Origin of the sequence: Opacimonas viscosa (genome assembly GCF_024199005.1) — a bacterium.
Lineage (GTDB): Bacteria > Pseudomonadota > Gammaproteobacteria > Enterobacterales > Alteromonadaceae > Opacimonas > Opacimonas viscosa.
Genome location: NZ_JANATA010000003.1, coordinates 19,114 through 43,288, shown reverse-complemented (window position 1 = coordinate 43,288; position 24,175 = coordinate 19,114). Strand labels below are relative to the sequence as shown.

General features: G+C 42.1%; 19 protein-coding genes. 9 read left to right on the top strand and 10 right to left on the bottom strand.

What is annotated here, in order from left to right; translation table 11 throughout:
* From recJ to djlA, 4 genes are all read right to left on the bottom strand, one after another.
* Nucleotides 1-1,782 carry a single-stranded-DNA-specific exonuclease RecJ gene (recJ, locus tag NLF92_RS02935; protein WP_254098713.1) on the bottom strand — a complete coding sequence of 594 codons (1,782 nt, stop codon included), beginning with the start codon at nucleotides 1,780-1,782 and terminating at the stop codon, nucleotides 1-3.
* 1 nt (nucleotide 1,783) lies between these two features.
* Nucleotides 1,784-2,521 carry a thioredoxin fold domain-containing protein gene (locus NLF92_RS02930; RefSeq protein WP_254098711.1) on the bottom strand — a complete coding sequence of 246 codons (738 nt, stop codon included), beginning with the start codon at nucleotides 2,519-2,521 and terminating at the stop codon, nucleotides 1,784-1,786.
* Between the two features lie 95 nt (nucleotides 2,522-2,616).
* Nucleotides 2,617-3,534: a site-specific tyrosine recombinase XerD gene (xerD, locus tag NLF92_RS02925; protein WP_254098709.1), complete on the bottom strand. Its 918-nt coding sequence runs from the start codon at nucleotides 3,532-3,534 to the stop codon at nucleotides 2,617-2,619.
* Nucleotides 3,534-4,466, bottom strand: coding sequence for a co-chaperone DjlA (gene djlA / locus NLF92_RS02920; RefSeq protein ID WP_254098707.1), 933 nt, complete (start codon nucleotides 4,464-4,466; stop codon nucleotides 3,534-3,536). The genes xerD and djlA overlap by 1 nt, the downstream gene beginning before the upstream one ends.
* A 242-nt stretch (nucleotides 4,467-4,708) precedes the next feature.
* Here djlA and NLF92_RS02915 point away from each other — a divergent pair, with 242 nt between their 5' ends.
* From NLF92_RS02915 to NLF92_RS02885, 7 genes are all read left to right on the top strand, one after another.
* Complete coding sequence (locus NLF92_RS02915) at nucleotides 4,709-7,027, top strand: LPS-assembly protein LptD (protein WP_254098705.1); 2,319 nt, start codon at nucleotides 4,709-4,711, stop codon at nucleotides 7,025-7,027.
* A gap of 32 nt (nucleotides 7,028-7,059) precedes the next feature.
* On the top strand, nucleotides 7,060-8,355 hold the full coding sequence (gene surA, locus NLF92_RS02910) for a peptidylprolyl isomerase SurA (protein WP_254098703.1): 1,296 nt from the start codon (nucleotides 7,060-7,062) through the stop codon (nucleotides 8,353-8,355).
* Nucleotides 8,355-9,338 carry a 4-hydroxythreonine-4-phosphate dehydrogenase PdxA gene (gene pdxA, locus NLF92_RS02905; protein WP_254098701.1) on the top strand — a complete coding sequence of 328 codons (984 nt, stop codon included), beginning with the start codon at nucleotides 8,355-8,357 and terminating at the stop codon, nucleotides 9,336-9,338. Before surA ends, pdxA begins: the two co-directional genes overlap by 1 nt.
* Nucleotides 9,335-10,168 (top strand): 16S rRNA (adenine(1518)-N(6)/adenine(1519)-N(6))-dimethyltransferase RsmA, encoded by an 834-nt coding sequence (gene rsmA / locus NLF92_RS02900; protein WP_254098699.1) that lies wholly within the window; start codon nucleotides 9,335-9,337, stop codon nucleotides 10,166-10,168. Before pdxA ends, rsmA begins: the two co-directional genes overlap by 4 nt.
* A gap of 84 nt (nucleotides 10,169-10,252) precedes the next feature.
* Nucleotides 10,253-10,630: a Co2+/Mg2+ efflux protein ApaG gene (gene apaG, locus NLF92_RS02895; RefSeq protein ID WP_254098697.1), complete on the top strand. Its 378-nt coding sequence runs from the start codon at nucleotides 10,253-10,255 to the stop codon at nucleotides 10,628-10,630.
* 4 nt (nucleotides 10,631-10,634) lie between these two features.
* Nucleotides 10,635-11,441, top strand: a complete 807-nt coding sequence (locus tag NLF92_RS02890) for a symmetrical bis(5'-nucleosyl)-tetraphosphatase (protein ID WP_254098695.1) — start codon at nucleotides 10,635-10,637, stop codon at nucleotides 11,439-11,441.
* A gap of 95 nt (nucleotides 11,442-11,536) precedes the next feature.
* A complete protein-coding gene (locus NLF92_RS02885; RefSeq protein ID WP_254098693.1) occupies nucleotides 11,537-13,546 on the top strand; it encodes a methyl-accepting chemotaxis protein in 2,010 nt (669 codons plus the stop codon).
* Between the two features lie 71 nt (nucleotides 13,547-13,617).
* Here NLF92_RS02885 and lysC read toward each other — a convergent pair whose 3' ends face one another.
* The 4 genes from lysC to NLF92_RS02865 form a co-directional block, all read right to left on the bottom strand.
* Nucleotides 13,618-14,967: a lysine-sensitive aspartokinase 3 gene (gene lysC / locus NLF92_RS02880; protein WP_254098691.1), complete on the bottom strand. Its 1,350-nt coding sequence runs from the start codon at nucleotides 14,965-14,967 to the stop codon at nucleotides 13,618-13,620.
* A 223-nt stretch (nucleotides 14,968-15,190) separates the two neighbouring features.
* A complete protein-coding gene (locus NLF92_RS02875; RefSeq protein ID WP_254098689.1) occupies nucleotides 15,191-15,649 on the bottom strand; it encodes a DUF192 domain-containing protein in 459 nt (152 codons plus the stop codon).
* 6 nt (nucleotides 15,650-15,655) lie between these two features.
* Nucleotides 15,656-17,926, bottom strand: a complete 2,271-nt coding sequence (locus tag NLF92_RS02870) for a hypothetical protein (RefSeq protein WP_254098687.1) — start codon at nucleotides 17,924-17,926, stop codon at nucleotides 15,656-15,658.
* Between the two features lie 84 nt (nucleotides 17,927-18,010).
* Nucleotides 18,011-19,210, bottom strand: coding sequence for a PQQ-dependent sugar dehydrogenase (locus tag NLF92_RS02865; protein ID WP_254098685.1), 1,200 nt, complete (start codon nucleotides 19,208-19,210; stop codon nucleotides 18,011-18,013).
* 48 nt (nucleotides 19,211-19,258) lie between these two features.
* Between NLF92_RS02865 and NLF92_RS02860 the strand changes: the two genes are divergently transcribed.
* Nucleotides 19,259-19,741, top strand: a complete 483-nt coding sequence (locus NLF92_RS02860; RefSeq protein WP_254098683.1) for a hypothetical protein — start codon at nucleotides 19,259-19,261, stop codon at nucleotides 19,739-19,741.
* 113 nt (nucleotides 19,742-19,854) lie between these two features.
* The gene (locus tag NLF92_RS02855) at nucleotides 19,855-21,429 is read left to right on the top strand and encodes an AMP-binding protein (protein WP_254098681.1); all 1,575 of its coding nucleotides are present in this window, start codon (nucleotides 19,855-19,857) and stop codon (nucleotides 21,427-21,429) included.
* 156 nt (nucleotides 21,430-21,585) lie between these two features.
* Here NLF92_RS02855 and NLF92_RS02850 read toward each other — a convergent pair whose 3' ends face one another.
* A complete protein-coding gene (locus NLF92_RS02850; RefSeq protein WP_254098679.1) occupies nucleotides 21,586-22,482 on the bottom strand; it encodes a hypothetical protein in 897 nt (298 codons plus the stop codon).
* 367 nt (nucleotides 22,483-22,849) lie between these two features.
* Nucleotides 22,850-24,163: a phosphate regulon sensor histidine kinase PhoR gene (gene phoR, locus NLF92_RS02845; protein WP_254098677.1), complete on the bottom strand. Its 1,314-nt coding sequence runs from the start codon at nucleotides 24,161-24,163 to the stop codon at nucleotides 22,850-22,852.
* Nucleotides 24,164-24,175: the final 12 nt, after the last annotated feature.

Sequence of the window (24,175 nt, the reverse complement as noted above, 5' to 3'; positions counted from 1 at the left end):
TTATGCCTCTAAAGAACGATTTTGGGCTGACGCTGTTGGTAACTCAGGCGATAAATCAAGAACCATACATTGCACGCTTTGTCGGCCTCTAAATTCATTAATACTCAAAGTGAAAGCCACGTGAGCTTGGGTGATTGCAGGGTTTGGCCAGGTATCCAAATCCACATTAAATGCAATCCCATCGACAACGGTCGTTCCGATTTGCAACACTAGCTTCAAATGTTTTTCGCCAACAATTCTTTGTTGTACGATCTGCATCACATTATCGAATACAGGCTCTTGGAATCCTTGCCCCCACGGCCCTAAAAGCTGCAGAAGATCAGCAAACTCTAAAGAAAAATATGTCTCTGGTAACGCGCCATCAGAAAAGATCTGAGCGGTCGTGGGTAAACCAGACATATGTTTTTGGCATTTTCGATCAAACGCCACAGAAAAATCCGCTAAGCCAGCTGGATCTAACGACAGTCCAGCCGCCATTGCATGCCCACCAAATTTGGTAATTAAACCTGGTGTCTCAGTGTTAATTTCATCAAGGACATCACGAATGTGTACACCAGGAACAGAACGCGCAGAACCTTTTAGTTCAGTCTCATCGTTTTGTGCAAATGCAATTGTCGGTCGGTAAAATTGTTCCTTGATGCGGCCCGCAAGGATCCCAATCACGCCTTGGTGAAAGTCTGGATCAAACAGCACCAACCCATGCGGAATATCTGTGCCTGTTAATTGAATTTTAGCTAATGACGCCTCTGCTTGTTCCCGCATATCAGACTCAATCGAGCGCCTTTCGACATTCTTTTTATCCAGTGCATATGCGATATCACGGGCCTGATTAGGATCGTCACAAATCAAACACTCAATTCCTAAACTCATATCATCCAAACGACCAGCTGCATTTAAACGTGGTCCTATCACAAATCCCAAATCAGTCGATGTGACATTTTGTAGTTTTTTACCTGCAACAGCGAACAATGCAAGGACACCCGGACGCGCAATACCTTGTCGGATACGTTGCAAACCTTGGTGTACAAAAATTCGGTTGTTGCGATCCAACTTAACGACATCTGCCACGGTACCAATGGCAACAATATCCAAAAAACTAGCCAAATTAGGAGACGGACGGTGCTCATTAAACCACCCTTGTTGTTGCAGTTCTGCACGTAAAGCACTTAACACATAAAAGGCCACGCCAACCCCTGCTGCATTTTTTGAATCAAAACCACAATCACTGCGGTTCGGATTCACAATAGCATCCGCCGGCGGTAATTCCGCACCTGGTAAGTGATGATCTGTCACTACCACTTGCATCCCCAAAGACTTAGCATGTTGCACCCCAGCATGACAAGCGATCCCATTATCAACGGTAATAATTACTTCAGCTTGCATTTCAGTGTGAGCCACATCCACAATTTGGGGCGATAAGCCGTAGCCAAAGTCAAAACGGTTCGGTACTAGATATTGAATATGCGGCAACCCCATGGCGCGAAATGCCAGCATACACAATGCGGTCGAGGTCGCACCATCAGCATCAAAATCGCCTATGATAACAACGCGTTTTTGTGTCATCACTGCTGCACTCAACACAGCAACAGCCGCATGCATGCCTTGCAAACCTTGATAATGCAGCAAAAACTTAGCACTATTTTGCATGTCGTCTAAATTATCAATATTGCGCTGTGCTAATACATGGGCGACGATGCCTGCGTAAGTGCCGTATTGAGATTGACATTGCGCCAGTAATACCGGTGCAACTGCGTTACTTTGAGTGACCACAGGGAGTGCCATATTAGCTACCCAAACGCTTATTCAGTTCCGCTAAAAGCGCCTTGGCAGGTTGGTATCCAGGAATGAGACTCCCATCAGCAAGGATGATATTAGGTGTCCCATTAACACCTAATGCACCACCTGTCCGGTAATGTTCAGCCACTTGTGTAGAACAGCTTTTTTGGACCACATTGTTGTTTAATTTTGCGCTGGTCATGGCTTTTTGTGGCTCACTGGCGCACCAAATTGAAACCATATCTTTGTACACCGCACCGTTCAGTCCTTGACGTGGGTAAGCGAGATAATTCACAGAAATACCTGCCGCTAGATAATCTTCTAGCTCTCGATGCAATTTTTGGCAGTAACCGCAAGTGATATCGGTAAACACATTTATTCTAAACTTTTCATTCTTGGCTAGATACAAGATCCCGGAATCTGCAATTTTAGCGACTTGGTCTACTCTAAACTTTGCCATTGCTTGTTCGGTTTCATTGCGAAAACCTTCCTGCAAATTAATAATGGCGCCATTTACCAAAAACTGACCATCTTGGGAAAGATAAAAAATCCCTCTCGATGTAGTCAATGTAACGAGCTCATTAAGCGGTGCATTGGCGAGTGAGAGGACCTTCAGCTGAGTTTTAGCTTCAAACTCAGCTACGACATCATCACTTAATAATTGCGATTCAGCCTGTGAGTTGGCACTTACCATCCATCCTACTGTTAGGGTCAAAAGTACCGTAAGTAAATATCTAAGGTGCATAAAATTCCTTTATTTTAAGAGGTGTTTAGTCAAGATACTAACACAGACCGTTATCTGACTTTATTGTATTCACATCGCTATAAAAAAGCTACCAATCAGCCCCGAGGATGATGATCTTGGATGATATGAGTCAAACGTTCAGTGGCAACATGCGTGTAGATTTGTGTCGTGGATAAGTCACTGTGGCCAAGGAGCATTTGCACTACCCGCAAGTCCGCGCCATGATTTAATAGGTGAGTAGCAAAAGCATGACGCAATGTATGTGGCGATAAATGCACGCTTATATCAGCTAGTTTTGCGTAAATCTTAATCCGGTGCCAAAACGTCTGCCGTGTCATTTTGGTGCCGCGTTTACTCGGAAAAACAATATCACTATGATGCTTTAATAATGCTGGGCGACCAAATTTCATGAATGCTTGCAAGGTATCTACCGCAGTCTCACCTAGCGGCACTAAACGCTCTTTGTTCCCCTTACCCACAACTCTCACAACCCCTTGGGTCAATGATACTTGATCAATCCGCAAGCTGACCAACTCTGTCACCCGCAAACCGGTTGCATACAATACCTCTAGCATGGCTTTATCTCGCAACCCAACTGGCTCGTCTAAATCAGGGGCATTTAATAAGTCTTCGACTTGTTGTTCGGATAAGCTATCCGGTAAAGCCACGGCGAGTTTGGGTGGTTTAATTAAACGTAAGGGGTCATCAGCACGAATTTTCTGACTAATACAGTATTTGATAAATGTGCGCAAAGAAGACAAAAAACGCGCCGTACTGCGGGCGGACAAGGCTTGTCGTTCACGATAAATCAAATACTGGCGAACCTCGTGCTCCGTAATGTCTAAGAGGTTGAAGCTGGCGTTTTGGTTTTGCAACAACTCACACAACTTGTACAAATCAGAGCGATACGCACTTAATGTATTATCACTCAGGCCTTTTTCCAAAAATAACATCTGCACAAACTCATCAATACTCGCGGTATTTTGTGCTGAAAGACTGATGCTATCTGTCATTAGCGCCGTTCTTTTTTGATAAGTTCATAAGCCGCCTGAATATCTTGGGTTTTTGCTTTTGCTCGTTCTAGAGCTTGCTCTGGTAAACCTTTCGATGCAAGTTTATCGGGGTGATGCTCATTCATTGCTCTTTTGTATGCTTTTTTCAATGTTCTTTCATCACAATTAGCAGACACATTTAAAATACTATATGCATCTTCTAAGCGATTTTGCGCAGTATAACTTTGTGCATTGGCATGCTCTCTTTGGTATTGAGAATATTCTTGTGAACGTTGTTGGGCTTTTTGTTGCCACGCACGCGCTTGCTCTTGGGCACGTTGTTGCGCATCTTGTCGCGCTTGCTGATAAGCGGCCTTCGTTTGTCGAAAGCGGATCTCAGCAGCATATTGTTTTAACAATGTTTTTAATTCTTTGGCTGAAAATTGTAACTCTGACGCCACTTTTTCTAGCACTAGCATTTCTTTGTGGGATAACTCGCCATCCGCATAAGCTGCTTCAATTAAAATTTCCAAAAACACCCGCATGACATCTTTACGGCCATCAATATCGCGCTTTAGATCTTTGAGGATTTCGTCGATTGGAAAGGCACTGTCTTTGCCTTCTCTAAATGCTTGTTGAGCTTCTTTGCGCACATCCCCCTGAAGCTTCATATCATCCATAAGCTGGGTCGCGATTTTTATCTCAGAAGGTGTTACCGCACCATCAGCTTTGGCAATATGCCCTAAACAAGAAAATAAAGCGTGGAAAAAAATAGCACTCGATTGAAGTTTTTCGCTACTCGAAAAGAACTGAGCAAAACTCGCATTACCTGAGAAATTTTGTTGCAGAGACTTATCAAAAAAATGTCCCACGATGAGGCCTAATACTGCACCAGGCACTTTTGCCAATAAAAAACCAAAACCAGCACCCAGAATCTTGCCCATTATTTGCATCGTTTTATTTTCCCTTCATCATGTATGCTTTCATTGTATCCTTAGTCACAGGAAAGGCCAACTTTGGTTTTAAATACCGATTATTTAGTAAGTATGTGCTGCTTTTATTGGTAATTTCACGACAAATCTATAAAATTGCGCACTAACTTTTATTGTCCGGTTATGCCATGCCTGTTAAACAGTCCAAATTTTTCTCCTATTGTCTGAGTGCAGCTTGTTTCTGGCTACTCTCATGGCAAGTTTTGGCTGGACCAAATGCACCTCAAGAAAGCGCTTCATCAAACCGTACAACGCTGGCATCATTCAGTGTAACTGATAACCAACCCATGCCAAACGCGAGACAACAATTAACGGCCCAGTGTTACTCTCCGGCACTCGTCACAGTGCCTGAATATGCGATTACCTCATCACCGACAGATGTCGTACAAGTGTTAGCGGATGCCGCAAATATCGTTACCAATCAAACAGCAGATTTCAGCGGTGACGTCCAAATCATCAACCAAGATACGAACATTTTTGCCCAACAAGCCCAAGTGAACAACAACGGTTTACAAGTATTAGCCACTGGCGATGTCAGTTTTATTTCGCCACAGATAAAAGTCCTGAGCGAAAAAATTGAGTTAGATACCCAAAACGCGGTATTTGCCATGACGTCAGCACAGTATCAACTCGGTAGCTTGGCGGGTCGGGGCGACGCCGAAAATATCAGACTGTCTGCAGCAGAAGGTATTGTTTTAGATGATGTGAGTTTTACAACTTGCCCGCTAAACAACAACGACTGGGCTATCAAAGCATCAGAAATCAACTTAGGTCAAACCGGTAACCTAGGGCAAGCTTATAATACACGCTTTTTTGTCAAAGGCGTTCCGGTAATGTATCTGCCGTATTTTGCTTTCCCTGTCACATCGGCACGTCAATCTGGGCTATTGTTTCCTAAAATTAGTAGTTCTAGTGAAAATGGGATAGATATTACCCAACCATATTACTTTAACTTAGCAGCTAATTATGACGCGACAGTTGCGCCACGCTTGTTAACCAACCGAGGCCTAATGTTAGAAACGGAACTGCGTCATCTCAACGCGGCCAGCTCCAGCACCATCAAATTGGAATATTTGCCATCAGATGATGAAACAAACGGTGATGAACGTTATTTTGTACGTCTACAACACCAAGCGCAACTGAGCGAACATTGGTTTGTTGATATCGATTTTAATGAGATCAGTGATGCTAATTACATTGTTGATTTTGGTTCAGATTTCTTTAACCGCGCAGATACCTATGTGCAACAAAACTTGCGTTTGGATTACTTGAGTGAGTCACTCACTGCAAGTTTACGCTTGGCTGATTTCACTGTACTTGGCGAGCAAACCAATAATTATCGCGCCTTGCCACAATTGACTGTTTCTTATTCACATCCTTTAAATCATCAGTGGCAGTTTAACCTAGACTCAGAAATCACCTATTTTACGAATACCAATAATGCTTTGCCCGAGGCAAGTCGTTTTCATGTGCATCCAACCATTGCGTATCGAGAAAACCAAGACGCTTTTGAATTCAACGCCCAACTTGGGCTGTTAAGTACCTATTACGAGCAACATAATTTAAACATCGAAGTGGCCGATAACGCACTTGATAGCAATATGCAAAACACTTTCAATGGGCTCCGAGTTGATAACCTAGCTGCCACTAAGCAACGTAACATTGGGCAAGCAAAGTTGTTTGGCGCTTTATTTTTTGAGCGGCCACAAACCCTAACAGGGCCAAATTCTATTGTCACTTTAGAACCTAAAATCCAGTATTTATATACCAGTTTCGCAGACCAATCAGACATTGGGCTGTACGATTCTGCACCACTTTTAAATACGGTCAGCGGCTTGTTTCGCGGTCAAGAATTTACGGGGTTAGACCGGATCGTTGATAATAACCAACTCACAGTAGCAGTGAGTTCCCGCTTCTTGGATGCTAATAATATCGAACGAGCAAGCGTGAGTTTAGGCCAAATTTTTTATTTTGCGGACTCTAAAGTGCTTGCAGAAGAGCGTTCGAACGCTCGTTCGTCTGTCGCTGCTGAATTTGATTTTCGCATCTCTAGTCGCTGGTTTGTCGATTCACAATTACAATTAGCTGCACAAACTGATAAAGTAGAGCGCAGTAGCTTGTCATTAGAATACCGAAGAGACGCCAACAGCCTCGTGCAATTATCACAGCGCTATATTCGAGATTTATCGAATGAAACCATCAATCAACTGGGGGTGAGTGCAACATGGCCAATCAACAAAAACTGGCAGTGGGCTGGACGATGGTATAAAGATCAAGAATTAAACCGAACTATTGAGTCATATTTTGGTCTTGAATATGAATCGTGTTGTTGGGCATTAAGAGTCGTGGCTTATCGACAGTTAGCCAATCGTTTTGCTTTGGACGATTTAAGTTCCCAAGCTGAATTTGATTCTGGGGCAGCATTGCAGTTTAGATTTAAAGGGATATCATCCCAAAATAACAGCACTAGCATGTTACGTAACGGAATGTTTGGCTATCGTCAGGCTTATTCCATTCATTAAGATATACATAGTAATAATAACAAAGAGTATTTATGAGAGTTTTATCCGCATTAATTTGTTCTGTCATACTGACGTTGAGTTCGGTCTCCGCCCTTGCTCAAGAATCGTTAGATAAAGTCGCAGTGATCGTCGACCAAGGCGTTATTTTACAAAGTGAGATTGATGAATTGGTCAATACCGTAAAAGATAACGCAGCGAAAAATAACCAATCTCTGCCTTCTGACCGTGCTTTACGAACCCAAGCCATTGAGAAATTAATTACAGATAACTTGCAAATGCAAATGGCCGATAGGATGGGGATTCGAGTGTCTGACCCACAATTAGAGCAAACTATCGCCAATATCGCCCAAAGCCAAAACCGAACAGTGGCACAACTGCGTCAAGATATCATCTCGAGTAGTATGAGTTATGACGCATATCGTGAAACGATTAGAAAAGAATTAATTACCGGTGAAGTACGTCGAGCCAACGTCCGTCGACGTATTTATATCACGCCGCAAGAAATCGCAACGTTGATGGAATTAATCAAAGAGCAAGGGGACGCTCAGGCGGAATATCGCTTAGGTCATATTTTAATTGGATTCCCAGTAGAGCCAACAGATCAAGACATAGCAGATGCTCGTGAGCGTGCCGACAAAGTCATTAATTTACTCAACAACGGGTCTGATTTTGCAAAAATTGCAATTGCCTCTTCATCCGGTGCCAAAGCACTTGAAGGTGGTGATATGGGCTGGCTCAACATCAATGCTATGCCTACCTTATTCGCTGAAGTGGTTCAAGGTCGCCCCGTTGATTCATTGATTGGTCCTATTCGCAGTGGTGCGGGTTTCCACATTTTAAAAATTATGGAAACTCGTGGTATTGAAATATCCACTGTTGAAGAAGTCAATGCCCGTCACATTTTGGTCAAACCTTCGATTATTTTAAGTGAAGAAAAAGCCGAGAAAATGCTCAAAGACTTTAAACAGCAAATCATCGATGGTACTGCGACTTTTGCTGATTTGGCCAAGAAACACTCTGAAGATCCAGGTTCTGGCCTCAAAGGTGGTGAGCTGGGTTTTGCGGATCCAGAAATGTATGTTCCCGCTTTCAAAAATGCCTTAGCAGAATTAGCCCAAGGCGAAATCAGTGAACCGATTCGTTCAGTACATGGCTGGCACTTAATTGAGTTACTGGAGCGTCGCATTGATGATGCTACAGATAAAAAACAACAAGAAAAAGCTTACCAACTGATTTTCAACCGTAAATTTGCGGAAGAAACAGATAGTTGGTTGCGTGAAATGCGTGAATCTGCGTATATCGAAATTTTAGATGACGGAACATCTTAATGAAAAAGTTAAGTCGTATTGCGGTAACACCTGGCGAGCCAGCTGGTGTTGGACCTGATTTAGTATTACAAATGGCTGAACACATCTGGGATGCACAAATAGTGGTATTTGCGGATATAGAAATGTTGACCGAACGCGCCAAACTGACAGGCGTTACTACGCAGTTGATTGCATACACTGGACAAACCGAAAAAGCGCCTCAAGGCAGTCTTTACGTTGAGCATATTCCCTGTGACGCTCCTGTTACCCCAGGTGAACTATCACCAGATAATGGCCGATATGTCGTAGAAACTTTACGACAAGCATGTGCAGCAAACATGGACGGTGATTTTGATGCGGTTGTCACCGGTCCTGTGCACAAAGGAATTATCAATCAAGCTGGCATTTCTTTTAGCGGTCATACTGAATATTTCGCTGCACAGTCCAACACTTCAGATGTGGTTATGATGCTCTCAACAGATGGCTTACGAGTCACACTTGCAACGACTCATATTCCCCTGGCCTATGTTTCTCGTGCGATCACAGCCGAACGTCTAGACAAAGTCATTCATATTATCAACACCGACCTAAAATTAAAATTTGGTATCAAAGAGCCCAAAATTTTTGTTTGTGGACTAAATCCACATGCTGGTGAAGATGGCCACCTTGGTCGAGAAGAAATAGATGTAATCATCCCTGCATTGGATAAGTTACGTGCTGAAGGTCTAAATATTACTGGTCCTCTACCGGCGGATACCATCTTCAATGCAAAATATTTAGACGAAGCTGACACTGTATTAGCCATGTATCACGACCAAGGTTTACCCGTTCTGAAATACAAAGGGTTTGGTGAAGCTGTCAATATCACACTGGGACTCCCCTTTATTCGGACTTCAGTAGATCACGGCACCGCATTAGACCTTGCAGGCAAAAACTTAGCCGATCCGGGCAGTTTACAAAAAGCCATCCTAAAAGCCATAAAATTAGCGAATCGAGAAGCATGAGTAATGTTCACTTAGGCCACAAAGCCCGTAAACGTTTTGGTCAAAACTTTTTAAATGACGAATATGTGATTGACCAAATTGTAAGTGCTATCAAACCAGATGATAACTACACCATGCTAGAAATTGGTCCAGGCCTTGGTGCATTGACAGAGCCAGTTTGCGAGCAAATCAAACACCTCACAGTGGTGGAATTAGATAGAGACTTAGCAAAGCGGCTCAGACATCATCCATTTATGGCTGAAAAACTCACTATTATTGAAGCCGATGCACTGCGCTATGACTTTACTCAGGTAGCACGCACAGGCAAGTTAAAAGTATTTGGCAATCTGCCTTACAATATTTCCACGCCATTGATGTTTCATCTGTTTGCGCATGCCGACATTATTCATGACATGCACTTCATGCTACAAAAAGAAGTCGTAAATCGTCTGTGTGCTGGTCCAGGGCATAAAAATTATGGCCGTTTGTCCGTCATGGCTCAGTATTATTGCCAAGTGATGCCCGTGTTAGAGGTCCCACCCGAAGCATTTACACCACCACCAAAGGTCGATAGTGCGGTGGTTCGCTTAATTCCTCATGCCACACCACCTGTTGCGGTGAAAGATTTAGCTATGCTAGAAAAAGTAACAGCATTAGCGTTTAATCAACGTCGTAAAACTATTCGTAATAGTTTGAAAACCGTCATCAGTGCTGAACAGCTCAGTGAACTTGGTATTGAACCAACACAACGCGCTGAAAACTTATCTTTAGCGACTTTTGCATTAATAGCAGAACATGCGGTGATAGATGAGGCGACAGTAGACTCTGTGTCAAACGCCACTAAAAATTGATCAAGTATTTTTCTTGAAACGAGCTAAATAACATGCAACATTATAGTTTTTTAAATTGATATAAGTTGCATGTTTGGAGCCTTTATGACCCTTGCTGATGATATTAAAATCTCTGTAGTGACACAGCTACTAGAAAATCAATCAGTTCCAGCGGAAAATCGCTACGCTTTTGCTTATACCATCCACATGCGTAATCTTTCCCATTATACGGTGCAATTACGCAACCGCTATTGGCAGATCACCAATGGCAATAACAAAACGCATGAAGTCAGTGGCGCTGGTGTTGTCGGCGAAGAACCCATTTTAGAACCCAATGGTGAATACACATATACTTCTGGTGCAGTACTTGATACACCTGTAGGTTCCATGCAAGGGCATTTTGAATTTGAAGATCCTACCGGGAATATGTTCCTCGTCCCAGTGCCCATTTTCAGTTTTATTAAAGCTAATAGTGTGAACTAACATTGTGGCTACTTATGTTATTGGTGACATCCAAGGCTGTTATAAAGGTTTCACTCGACTATTAAAATCAATACAGTTTCGTCCTCAAAAAGATAAATTAATTGCCGTTGGTGATATTGTAGCCCGTGGCGAAGATTCCTTGTCGGTTATCCAATATTGCCATGATTTGGGTGAACACTTTTCTATGGTACTAGGTAACCACGACCTTCATCTACTTGCTATTCATGCTGGATTACGCAAACCTAAAGCTTCTGACAAACTAGGGAAATTACTTAAACACCCAGACATTGACCAATATATCGATTGGTTACGGTCATTTCCGTTGGTCAAAACATGGAAAAAAGATACACTCATTGTCCATGCTGGACTGTATCCTATGTGGTCATTCGAAGATGCTAAGCAAGCGAGCAAATTCATCAATAAACAATTAACGAGTAAGCACTACGTCAAACTCTTGAGTCATATGTATGGCAACACCCCTGACACATGGAGTAGTCAACTGAGCGGTATGGATAGGTCTCGATTCATTATTAACGCTTGTACTCGAATGCGGTACCTTACTCCCCATCTCGCCTTGGACTTTGCTTGCAAAACTGCACCAGCCAGCGCTCCTGACATACTGCAACCGTGGTTTCAAAAGTACAACCCTCACCTAACGGCTCAGCAAACCGTTATATTTGGACATTGGGCGAGTCTTCAGGGGCATACTGACTCAACTCAGTTTATTGCTACGGATACAGGCTACGTCTGGGGTAACAAACTCACTGCTGTAAATTTAGCTGCACGTAAATCATTTCATGTAAACGCTTAAGCATTGTCAAAAAACGTCGATAAGGAAGAAACTTTATTTCCAATTAATGTTATCTCTAATTAAATTTACGTTTATTAAATTTCAAGGAAGAAATCATGCACTTTTCAGTTGCTCGTCGTTTGCAATTTGGTTTTGGTATTACGTGTGGATTACTGTTAACTATCAGTATCGCTGCAAGCGTTTTTATTTCAAATATTCAAACTAATTCTAGCTCAGTAAATGACGTTGCTGTCCCATCTCTAATAAGTGCCAAAGAATTACAAATCGAGTTCCTAAACATGAATGATGATGCCTTGCGAGCGGTCAATTCAGATTCGATCCAAGAAGTCAGTAAACTCAATAACTCCTTTACCACACTTAAAGATACGTTCAATCAACATTTACAAAAACTTAAACAAACCGTCAGCTCAAACTCGGAGTTAGTGGCATTAACCTCTGATATAGAGAAAAATGCTTATCAATTTGAACAGCTTACCTCGAATATTTTCGCTACAAAGTTGCAAAGTCTAGAACAACGAAAAAGAGTTCAAGCACAATATATTGATTTAGAAGCACAAGCGGACCAAGCTTCAATGTATGCATTTGATATCAATGATGCACTTTCAGAGGCAAATATTGACACCGCTTTACTGCAAACAACAACGCGTATTGAAAACAACATGACGGCTTTAGCGGCACTGATGCAAGAACTTATCGCAATATCTAGTAGTGCCTTAATTAATGATCTTGCACTGGATGTAAAAAAAATCACAGAAGTCACTGCAACGCATTTAAATGTCTTAACCGATATGCGTGATCTTCACCCTGAAATTCCAGCACTGATTGAATCGCTCAACTCAGTATTAGTTCTTAGTAGAGGTAACAACGGGATCCCAGTGCTCCACCAAAACTACTTATTTAAAAAAGAAGCTTTAGGGCGTAGTTTGGCACAAAGCGAAGCAAAAATCTTATCTGCTAATACACAAATCAGCCAGTTAATCACTCAGATTGGAGTATCGGTTAAAGCAGCTAAATCCGCTGTTGCGAGTACTGTAGCAACAGCACAAATCGTTATTATTGGGTTAGCCATTATTGCTTTAGCTTTTGCGTTAATTGTCGCGTATCGCAGTGTGAACTCCATTACTCGTCCTATAGAAGCAATTAATCAAGTCTTACAAAAAATTACACAAGGCGACCTGACCCAACGTCTAGATGAGTCCAACCAAGATGAATTCGGTGAACTGGCTAAAAATACCAATGCATTAGTTGATAATTTAAAATCACTCATTGGTACAATCAGTGACCGCGCAAATTTATTGAGTGACGCTGCCGCTCAGACTTCTACCGTTAACATACAAACAACCTCAGCTATTGAGGAACAAAAAGAACAAATTAATGCTGTTGCACACTCAACTTTCTCTATGAAAGAAAGGGCCCAAGGCGTGGTTGCTAATGCCCAAAACACTTTGGCTGAGATTGAAAATGCCGACAAACAAGCGAATAAGATCAAAGCTATCTCAATGGAAAACAAACGCACTATTGAGTCTTTAGCAAGTGATGTAGGTGATGCAGCTGATGTAATTAATCAGCTGCATCAAGATAGTGAGCGTATTACTGGCATTTTAGATGTCATCCGTGGGGTAGCTGATCAGACTAACCTACTGGCTTTAAATGCCGCTATTGAAGCCGCCAGAGCAGGTGAGCAAGGTCGTGGTTTTGCAGTGGTGGCTGACGAAGTGCGTACTTTAGCAAGTCGTACTCAAGAATCTACTCGTGAAATTAATACGATGATCGAAGTTCTACAAGAAGGTGCTCAAAAAGCGGTAACTGCCATGAACCAAGGCAAAGCACAAACCGAAATCTGCGTGGAACAGACAGAAAAAGCAACAGAAGCCGTCAGCGTCATTACTCAAGCAGTATCTCGTGCTCATACCGCTAGTTCTATTATCTCAAATAATGCCAATAATAACTCTTCAGACTCTGAAAAAATCAATACACAGCTAAGTAATATTGTTGGTATTGCCCAAGAAACGAGTGTAGGAGCGTTGCAATCGGAAGAGTCTAGTCGCACAGTGGCGCAACTCGCGATGGAACTACAAGGCGCTATTAAAGAGTTTAAAGTCTAAAAAAGAAAGACTTACAAGCTGTCCAATCAAATTAGACAGCTTGTGAGTTTTAGTTCTCCAAGAAGAATGGCTTACTCGAACAACTCGCGATGTAGTTTTTGTACAATTTCATCGCTTTCCTGAGCTTTAACCAAAAACGACATATTATGGGGGTTTGCTCCAAAACAAATCATGCGTAATTGATTGTCCGTGACTGCACTTAAGATTTTACTACTGACGCCTACCGACGTTTGCATGTTGTTACCGACCACCGTTATCAAGTCAAAGCCACGCTCAACAGTCACTTCGCAAATATCTTGAAGCTGTGTGATCGTCTCACGGTTTAAGCGTTCAGCTACCGAATTTGGAGGATTATCCAAGGTAAATGAAACGGATATTTCAGATGTCGTCACCAAATCAACACTCAATTCATGTTGCGCAATGATTTCAAATACTTTAGCCAAAAAGCCCTGAGCATACATCATTTTGGGTGTTTTAACCGTCACCATAACCTGTTCTTTACGACGAGTAATAGCCCGATACGGCGGTTCATCTTGACAGTCTCGAACAATTATCGTTCCGCCTTTTTCTGGTTCCTTGGATGAACCGACAAATACTTTGATATCTTGACGCAAAGCAGGTTCCATTGTTGCTGGGTGCAACACTTTTGCACCGAATGTTGCCATTTCAGCGGCTTCCTCAAAACTTAATTCGGGTAGCGGTCTGGCAGCGGCTGTGATCCGTGGGTCAGTGGTATAGACACCAATCACATCTGTCCAAATTTGACACAGTTGCGCTTTCAACGCTTCTGCTAATAACGCCGCAGTAAAATCTGAGCCCCCGCGGCCAAGTGTTGTCGTACGTCCTTGTTCATCGGCACCGACAAATCCCTGTGTAACTTGGACATGAGATGCCAAACGCGGAGCCAAATGGACCTGAGCAAGACGTTTAATTTCAGGTAAGATAGGACTTGCTGCCCCAAAGTTATCATCGGTACGCAGTACTTGTTTAACATCAAAAACTTCTGCCGCTACCCCCATTTCTAACAATACGTCAGTAAACAGTAAAGAAGACATTCTTTCACCCATAGAAAGCACTTGTTCTTTGAGCATGTCATTCGTGCGTAAGGAAGGTTGAGCAGCTAGTAAGGTTAATTCAGATAGCAATTTCTCAAGTTGTTCGGTTCTTTGGACTGACTCAGGCAAACATTCGTGAATGGCGTATTGGATTTGTTTAATCCCAGCGACGGTTTCTGCAATACCCGCAGCGTCTAATTCATCATGGCACAAACTCACCAAGTAATTAGTTACACCTGCAGAAGCACTGACCACGACAACACGTGTGTCTTTTTGCTGAGCGATAATACGGGCACATGATTGCATTGCTGCATAATCTGCTACGCTGGTGCCGCCGAATTTTGCGATTGTTAAAGCTGGGGCCATGTTTATTTCCTAATTGAGGTTAAAGTGCTGTCGAGGTGCTTTTCTCAATTTAAACTTTTCAGTGCATTGTATTTATTATTGTTATAACGCACAAAAAAGCATGTAAACATGATTCGATTATATCAAGGACAATACCAGTTGGATAGAGTCTATAGCAGATTCTCTATACTTTGCTAAACCCTGTGGATTGAACTGATTTTCTAGGCCCTACCGCCTTGCTGAATTATCTGAACTTTACTTTTTGTGCAGAGATAATTTTGATGTTTTGACCCACTGTAACCGCATTTTTTGCAAACCAGCCTGCCGGCATTTCCAGTGCGTAACGGACTTCAGTCGATGAGGGGTGAGGCTGAAGTGAATACGGCGCCATAGTTTTAATATCTGAGATAATACCCGCTTCACTAAAGTAGGCGACATCTAGTGCTACTCGAGTATTTTTCATCCACATAGCCACAATCCGCGACTCAGCAAAATCAAATAACATCCCACAATTAGGACATAACTCATCTCGATACATCAACCCTTGAGCCCGCTGCTGGTCATTGTGTGCAAACTCCACACGGAAGATATCTGGCAATGTCCCTATCTTCACGCGGGCTTTGCCAAACACCACATCTGCTTGTACGCTTGTGCAGGCTGTAGTGACCCAAACCAAAAATACCAAACTCAACAGACGCAACATATCGACTTAATCCTCAGTATTTGGATTCAATGGGAGATTCGAATTAAACCGAATTTTACCCTTCAGAGGTCGGCTCATGTCACTTTCACAATACTGAATAAAGTCGATACTGACAGTGGTCACTGAACCACTTTCATCTTGTTCTAACTCTAGTACATCCACTTCCGATTGATTTCTATTGCACCCACGACCATCGCCACTAAATGTGAACCCGGCCACATTGTTAGCCTGGAAAGGCCAACGTGTAGCATTTGCATAACGCCCGACTGTCGGGAATGTTTCCATTGGCCCAATTAATTGCGCTGACCAAAAGCGTAAATCAACATTGTATTGAATATCTATATGATTGGTATCGTAGCCCAAGTCAGTTCCACTGAGAACCGACATTGCACCTGGTACATTTTCAAACCACTGTACACCCTGCCCAATATATTCACCTTCGGCGCTATCTAGACTAATAAAACTTGCAGGTGCTGGCACATAATCAATCCGCTTTGCTATTCCGGCAGTTTGACCAAACTCATTACTGAGTTGTAGACGTATTTGTACATCTTGGGTAAAACCTTCAGGTAAAATCACCTGAGTTATCGCACTATTGGGAGCAGAAAAGGTGATACCAACATTATCTATATCCAACCAGCTATAAGTAGCCACCTCACCTTCATTGAGTACACTGGTTGACGCATCTAGCGTAGGATAATCATTATCCCGATAGGCTAGGCTCGTTGCTGTGACTCTAGGCATAACGGCATCACTCGTTACGTAATCTCGAATATTAAAAAATAACGGCGTGTTATAAATATCAAATAACTCAATATAATCGAAACGATATGCAGCCCCTGGTAATAACTCATCTGTTGTTGTCACGGTCAATAGGCCACCATTAGTGACAAGCTGTGCATTGACGGTGGTATATGGAAAGGAAGCGGCCCTCATGCCCAGCGTTGTATTCACTGGTTGCAAAGGCGTAGTTGATAAATATTGCGCGACTAACACAGTGTTTTCATTTGTATTAGCAGGAAATCCTAAAAAGGAGGATAGTTCAAAAATACCACCGCTATAATCGCTAATGAAGCTAAAGTATGCATTAAAATTAAATAATCCAGCACTGATAACGTCATCCCAATCTTGAGTAAAACGCTCACCATTCACTACTAAGCCGTATTCATCTGGTGCGTTGGGAAAGCCAACATCCAAAGTATAGCTATTCGTACCATCACTGGCCATGATTTCACCCGTATCTGGATAACGTCCAAACTTCCCAGTCAAAGGTCGTTGGGTGACAACTGTGTAATAATTGAGTGAAAAGACGTCGCTCAAGACAGCATCAATACTTAATTCATAATCCGTGTTAATTAAATCATCGGTTTGTATGAGCGTACTATTTTCGATATTGATAAATGGGATTTGATTAAGTGCAAAAATTACCGGTTGATTATGTTGATAACGTCTAACTCGAGTTTGGGTCGCGATATCTTCTGAAAACTCAAAACCAATAGCGCCCTGCATGCTAATCACGTCACCATAACCAGAAAACTCAGTAAATAACACCTCTGATGCGTCAATCGAACCGCTCACAGATCGGTTAACAGCATCTACCTCCGAAATACTGACACGCAAAGTCCCTGTTAATGTGGTATCAATTGCATTGTTAGGTTCACAACGATCGAATTGGTCGGTGATAACATCTCCAGCACTCACCACACCGTTATTATCATTATCAACAAGTTGCCATTCGCGTGTTCCAAAACCTGAACAACGTTGAATCGGGTTGCCGTCTGGTGACATTATTTTTGCCAACGTGTCACGTGTGACTTCACCTAATTGCACATAACTTTCCGTAGCCGCCATGACCAATGCCGATGTATCAGGTGCATAATCTTCAAACGTAAATGCATTTCTCACGGTTGTAGTAAACCAAATCTCACTACTAGTTTGCCCAGCGGCCGTTGCTTTTAATGTAAACGATACATTTTGAGCGTCGTTAACATTCACTTTAGGCGCGGTATAAATCAGTTGGTTTTCACGGGTCTCAGCAGTAACCGTTGGCCCTTCTGTTTGTACCCAAGTAAACTCAACGTTGCCAGTAATATTGGTCAAACCGGTTAGTACAACTTGCTCGCCTTCCATTACATCATAAGGGCCTTCAATATCAACAGAAGGAATGACTGGTTGCGTGTCCGGTGTCACGGGTGCGGGAAGAATCGTACTGCCACCCCCACCACCACAGGCCGAAAGTGTAAATATCCCTATAACTAACAAAATTCCTGCACGCATTTTAGTAACCTATTTAAATATCTAATAATCTCTGCATAACTATACTTGATAACCTGAATTTGTAAAAGTTAGAGATAAAAAACCCTATTCTGGCGCTAGTAACTGAACAACCTTAGCATTTTCGCCATCCGTTAGTAACAATATATGCCCATCAGTATGATGAGAAATATCGCGTATGCGCTCACTAAGAGGCATATCAATAATGATGTCGTCATAGCCACCGGCTTGTTGACCAGATTCAGGCAATTTTACGCTGTGTACTCGTCGGTATTTAAGGCTGGCGACTAACAAACTATTCGCGAGTTCAGGATACTGTTTGGTTGGGCCTTGATAGATTAATGCAGAAGGTGCAATCGATGGGGTCCAGTGCAGTTCTGGTTGGCGCATATTTGCATATTCGGTAAACGGAGAAATTTGGGCACCTGAATAGTCTTTGCCATAGGTAATAACCGGCCAGCCATAATTTATCTGCGGTTCCAGTATGTTGATTTCATCGCCACCAGCAGGCCCATGTTCATGTTGCCATATGGTACCTTGTGGCCCCAAAGTAAGACCTTGAGCATTGCGATGACCATAGGTATATATGTAGCGTTGATTGACGTTTTCTGCGTTCACAAAAGGGTTATCAAACGGTATTTCACCCGTCAGCGTCATACGCAACGATTTACCGAGCAGAGACGTCAGCCTTTGCGCATCTTCGCGCCAATCAAACCCATCACCACTATTGATGAGTAAGGTGTTATCCAAGAGTAGTAACATTCGTCCAGCATAATGCACAGGGGAAGATTTCTTGGGCGATACTTGGAAAATCTCGGTGCGTGTTTGTACTTCCCATAATCCAGAACCATCTGGCTCCAGTATTTTCGCTAAATCTACCACAACGATAGTTAACGCATTCTCCTGAGCGGTCCCTTTGGCATAAGAAAGTACTATGGACTGCTGAACTATCGCTCCCGAATTTTGAGCCTCTTTCTGTGACAGTGTTGGCTCCAGTAATATAATATCGAGTAATCCGCCTTGCCCTGCTGGATACAAATCAGGCAGTTGGAGATCCAATCTTTGTCGTTGTAAATTCGGTTCAACAATCACCAAACTACCCTGTTTTTCAGTTACCCAAAGGCGTCCCGCCCCATCCACTTTTAGAGACCACGGTGAATATAGATCAGTAACTAGTGTCTTTGTATCGTATTTAGTATCACTTTTTGTGGCGCTGGATGGTGGAAGAGGTGTAGCAAAAACTTGCCCAACTAATATAACTAAACACAGCCATATAACTTGCTTCATTGAATCCTCACCTTTATGCTATTTTTAAATAATCATTTGGATTCTGTCATGATGTTACGGTATTTGTCTAACCTTCCCTACCTCGCCTTTTTTGCTGCATGGCTGACAACCTTTACACTTGCCTCTTTTTTTCATTCAAGCATGGTACTAAGCGAACTCACCGGACTTGAGGTCAAAATCGACATAGCGACTCGACTGAGCTTTGTTGGGCATGACTGGCTCGGATTGGTCGGTACTTATGGCGTGATTATATTGCTGGGCCTACTGCTGTCGTTGAGTTTTACTTTACCGATAAAAAAACGGATAGACACCTGGCGCACCGAACCAAGTAATACACCCTTCACACAACTCAAGTGGTATGCATTTGCTACAGGTACAATGATGTTCATCGTTATACAAGCAATGTACCCCATTTTAGAGATTACGGTTATTGCTGGCGCGAGAGGATTGGTTGGCACAGTGTTGCAAGTATTGTCTGGTGTCATGGGTGGGATTATCTTTGCTAGTGTCAAATATCGATCACAAAGGTAAATAAATCTATTCTTATATATATTTTAAATGTAAATTACTTGTAAAATAATTCATCTATTTTAACTTATCATACGTACCTGATAAATGTTTGCAATTTAAAGGAAATAAGAATAATGACTGATACCCTCATCCCTAAAGGCGTTACCTCAATCGCCGATTTTATCGAACAGAGTTTTGCAGAACATCCTGAACAGCAAGCTTTTAGTTCTCTTGGGCAAACTTTTACCTTTACAGAAACAGAGGAAGCTTCGCGTCACTTTGCCAGCTATCTTATTAATGGTTTGGGCTTGGTGCCCGGCGACCGTATCGCCATTCAACTACCCAACATTTTACAAAACCCTGTTGCGGTTTATGGCGCATTGCGAGCAGGCTTGGTGGTAGTAAATACTAACCCACTGTATACCCCAAGAGAAATGGAACACCAATTTAAAGACTCAGGTGCCAAAGCTCTGGTAATTTTGGCCGATTTTTTACCTAAATATGAAGAAATCAAAGCCAATACCCCTGTCGAAAAGGTCATCATCACCGCTGCTACGGAGTGTTTAATGCCAGATACGGCGCCGGAACACCCAGAATATACATCTTACTCAATAGCCATAGCTGAAGGTGCCAAACATACCATGCCGCCGCGACCGACTATCGACCTCGAAGACGTCGCAATTTTACAATACACAGGAGGCACAACAGGTGTTTCTAAAGGAGCGGCCTTAACCCATCGTAACGTGGTAGCCAACTGTATGCAGACGTTGGAACGATTAGGGGCAAACTTTATCCCCAAGGAAGAAGTCGTGATTTGCCCACTTCCTCTGTATCATATTTATGCATTTAACGTATGTATGATGGCGTTCGCTTCACGTGGTGCACTTATCGTTTTAATCCCAAATCCACGTGATCCTGACGCATTTATTTCTGCGATTAAACCATATCAATTTACCACTTTTGCTGGGATCAATACTTTATTTGTTGGTTTATCCCAACACCCAGAATTCAAAAAATGTGACTTTAGTAAACTCAAATTGACTGTTTCGGGAGGCACCGCCCTCACTTCTGCTGCAGTCGATGCTTGGAAAAATGTGACCGGTTGTGAAATTACCGAAGGTTATGGTTTATCTGAAACAGCCCCAGTCGCAGCGTTCAACGACGCCTCAAATGTCGCCTATGGCACCGTTGGTAAACCAGTGATAGGCACTGATATTGCTATTCTAAGCCCTGATGGAACACATTTACCGGCAGGTGAAACTGGAGAAATTGCGGTAAAGGGCCCACAAGTGATGCAAGGCTATTGGCAACGTCCTGAAGCGACAGCAGAAGTAATGACCGCAGACGGCTATTTTCGAACTGGGGATATTGGTGTCTATAACGAAGATGGTAATATCCAAATTGTAGACCGTCTCAAAGATATGGTGATTGTCTCTGGTTTTAATGTTTACCCAAATGAAATTGAAGATGTCTTAACGCAATACCCCACAGTCATCGAAGCAGCAGTGATCGGCAAAGAAGATGACAAATCAGGCGAACGTGTCTGTGCTTACATTTCCGTCAATGGTGAAGTCGATATTGCAGACATCGAAGCACACTGTCGCAAACTATTGACGGCATATAAAGTACCTAAAGAATTTCATATCTTAAAGGAACTCCCTAAATCGAGCGTTGGGAAACTATTACGTAGAGAATTACGCGATAAGTAAGAGGCTCTTTGTCCCAAGGTCTCTTCGCGAGATATTAAACGCCCTTTTAAACTACGTTTACCATAGATGGTTATCGGTGGTTTTAAAAGGGCACTGCCTCCAAATAAATCATGTTATTGCTTAACGTGTACAAGTTTCTTCGCTAAATTTTTATCGTCACACTCTGAAATACAAAGCAGCATTCTTTATGGCATTTTCTAATGCTAGTTCCGCTGATTCGAATACATTTTGCCGCCCCTTGGTATCATTACAATGCGTCGTAACAATGCCAACATGTAAAGCACATTTATCTAGACTAATCTTGGCGGTTTCGCTCTTTGTTGTGTAATATAGTAATTCATTGATTCGCTCAGCCAAATGAGTGACCTGCTCAGGTTCAACCATAGGGCTGATAACAAAAAATCGTCCCTGCTCAGCAGGTACCAAATAATCCCCCCCCTCATTAATACACTGAACAATACAAGCATGTATGATTGTATCCAAATACTCTTGATTGACTTGGCTATGATTACACAGGGAGGTTTTGACTTTCTGCAAGTTGAGTTGGAACAAAAGAAGTGAACATGATTGAACCTTTTTTTGAGAATTTGTAGTCGTCTCAAAAAGTGCATTAATTCGTGCATTAATGGCAATCTTGTGTGACTGAATTGTCGCTTGTGACGTTTTTTGAAACTCTTTTGCCATATGATAACGTTTTTTTAATTCTGTAATTTTCTCAAATAAATGAGTGCTTGCACGACTAAGATCTAAAATACTAATACCAAAGTATTCCAAGTATGGCGCATGTCGTTCTGGAGTAACTTGTGATGTCATAACTAGAATAGGAAGATCTTTGGCTACGATACTTTGCTTCAACTCCAACGCTAAATCCACGGCGTTCTGTGTTGCAGTATTTTCAGTAAGGATAATCACATCAGCATGGTTCAGATTTAAACCATGCAATATTTCTTTTAACGAATGGACCATTTGGATATCAAATAGCGTCGTGAACTGTGTATATAAAGGCTCTAATAGAGCGGGTTTGTCAAAGATAATTAGGCTAGGAGTATTCATACTAGAGCACCTAAACGGCTCAAAAAAAGACGGTTCAGGGGCACCTGTGTAACATTATACTTAAACATCATTATACTCTTGTGTGGTTGGCTAGAAGTCAGTACTCCGTCTCACTGAAGTACATAACATGTATATATATACTGTAGCAAAATTCGAAAAATTCGTTATTTTGTACTTATATTAGCGGTAAACAAGTGTAAACTTTAGTTGTAAATGTTGTTTCGCAACTGAGTTAAAATGCACGAAGATGTTCGGGTATGACGAACGGTCGTTTGTCTATGCCCAATGTTTGGGTAAAGTCAAATTTAGTGTATTGTCGATAGGCACTGTCGTACCTACTTCATTGACATACCTCAACCAAGACAATTTATTTTGTTTTTGAGAAGGGAATGACTAATTGATGGGGTAAAGAAAAGGAAAACTCACTTCCGTGTCCTAGACGACTTTTCACGTTTAGACTAGAATTATGGTGATTTAAAACGTGTTTCACAATGGACAATCCTAAACCTGAGCCCCCAGTTTGGCGAGAACGTGCTTGGTCAACCCGATAGAATCGTTCAGTGAGGCGCCGGATATGCTTTCGCTCAATCCCTTGACCATTATCAATCACTTTACATACGGCTTTTCCTGCATAACGATACCAATGCACTTCTATCTCACCATTATTAGGCGTGTAATTTAACGCGTTAAATACTAAATTAGAAATCGCCGAGCGCAATTCGGTAGCAACGCCATAAACCTGTAGATTTGGATCCACATGAAACGTAATCGTATGACCTTTATCACTGTTTAAGCGTTGGGCATCAATCTCGATCTGGCGCATAATATTAGCCATATCAATGACATTGTCATAAATCTTTTCAGCACTGGATTCGATCCTCGACAATATTAATAAATCATCGACTAAGTCTTGCATATGCTTACTTTGTTTATGCATTTCCACACACGCTTTTTGGGCAAGAGAATCTTCAGCGAGTTCACTATATGGAAGCATTTCTATATATCCGTTCATCACGGTCAAAGGCGTACGCAGTTCATGTGACACATTCGCCACAAAATCACCGCGCATTGCTTCGAGTTGAGCTATGCGCGTAATATCTCGAGAAATCAACAATACATTTTCTTTACCATAGGGCATCATCCGAAATTCATTAATTTTTTTATCATTGACGGGAGATGGGACTTGCATCGGTTCAGCGAAACTTTGATTGTGGAAGTATCTAGCAAATTTTTCATTGCGAATAAGATGGTCAATACGTAAGCCTTTATCATTAGGCCATTTGATACCTAACTCAATTCGCGCTAGCCGATTACACCAAACTATTTTACCTGCGTTATCCATAATCACGACTGCATCCGGAAGCGCCTCAGCACCTTCGCGAAAACGTTTCACTAGTTCGGTTAATTCTTTTCTTTGTTTGCGGTGTTTTTTATTAACATGGAAGACTCCCTCATATAGGCGCTCCCAAGCACCGCTTATCCGAGGCGGAGATAATTGCTTACGATGCCAGACCCATTGATTAAATTTATGCATTTGATATAGCTGATAAATAACAACAGCACTGAGTATAACGACCGCACTTAATAAAAAATCACCAAACCAGAGCCCTAGTAATCCGGCAATAACCAGTAATATCAACGTTTTTATTATCAACGAAGTGAGTGAAATAGGATAATACAAAAGAAGTGCTGC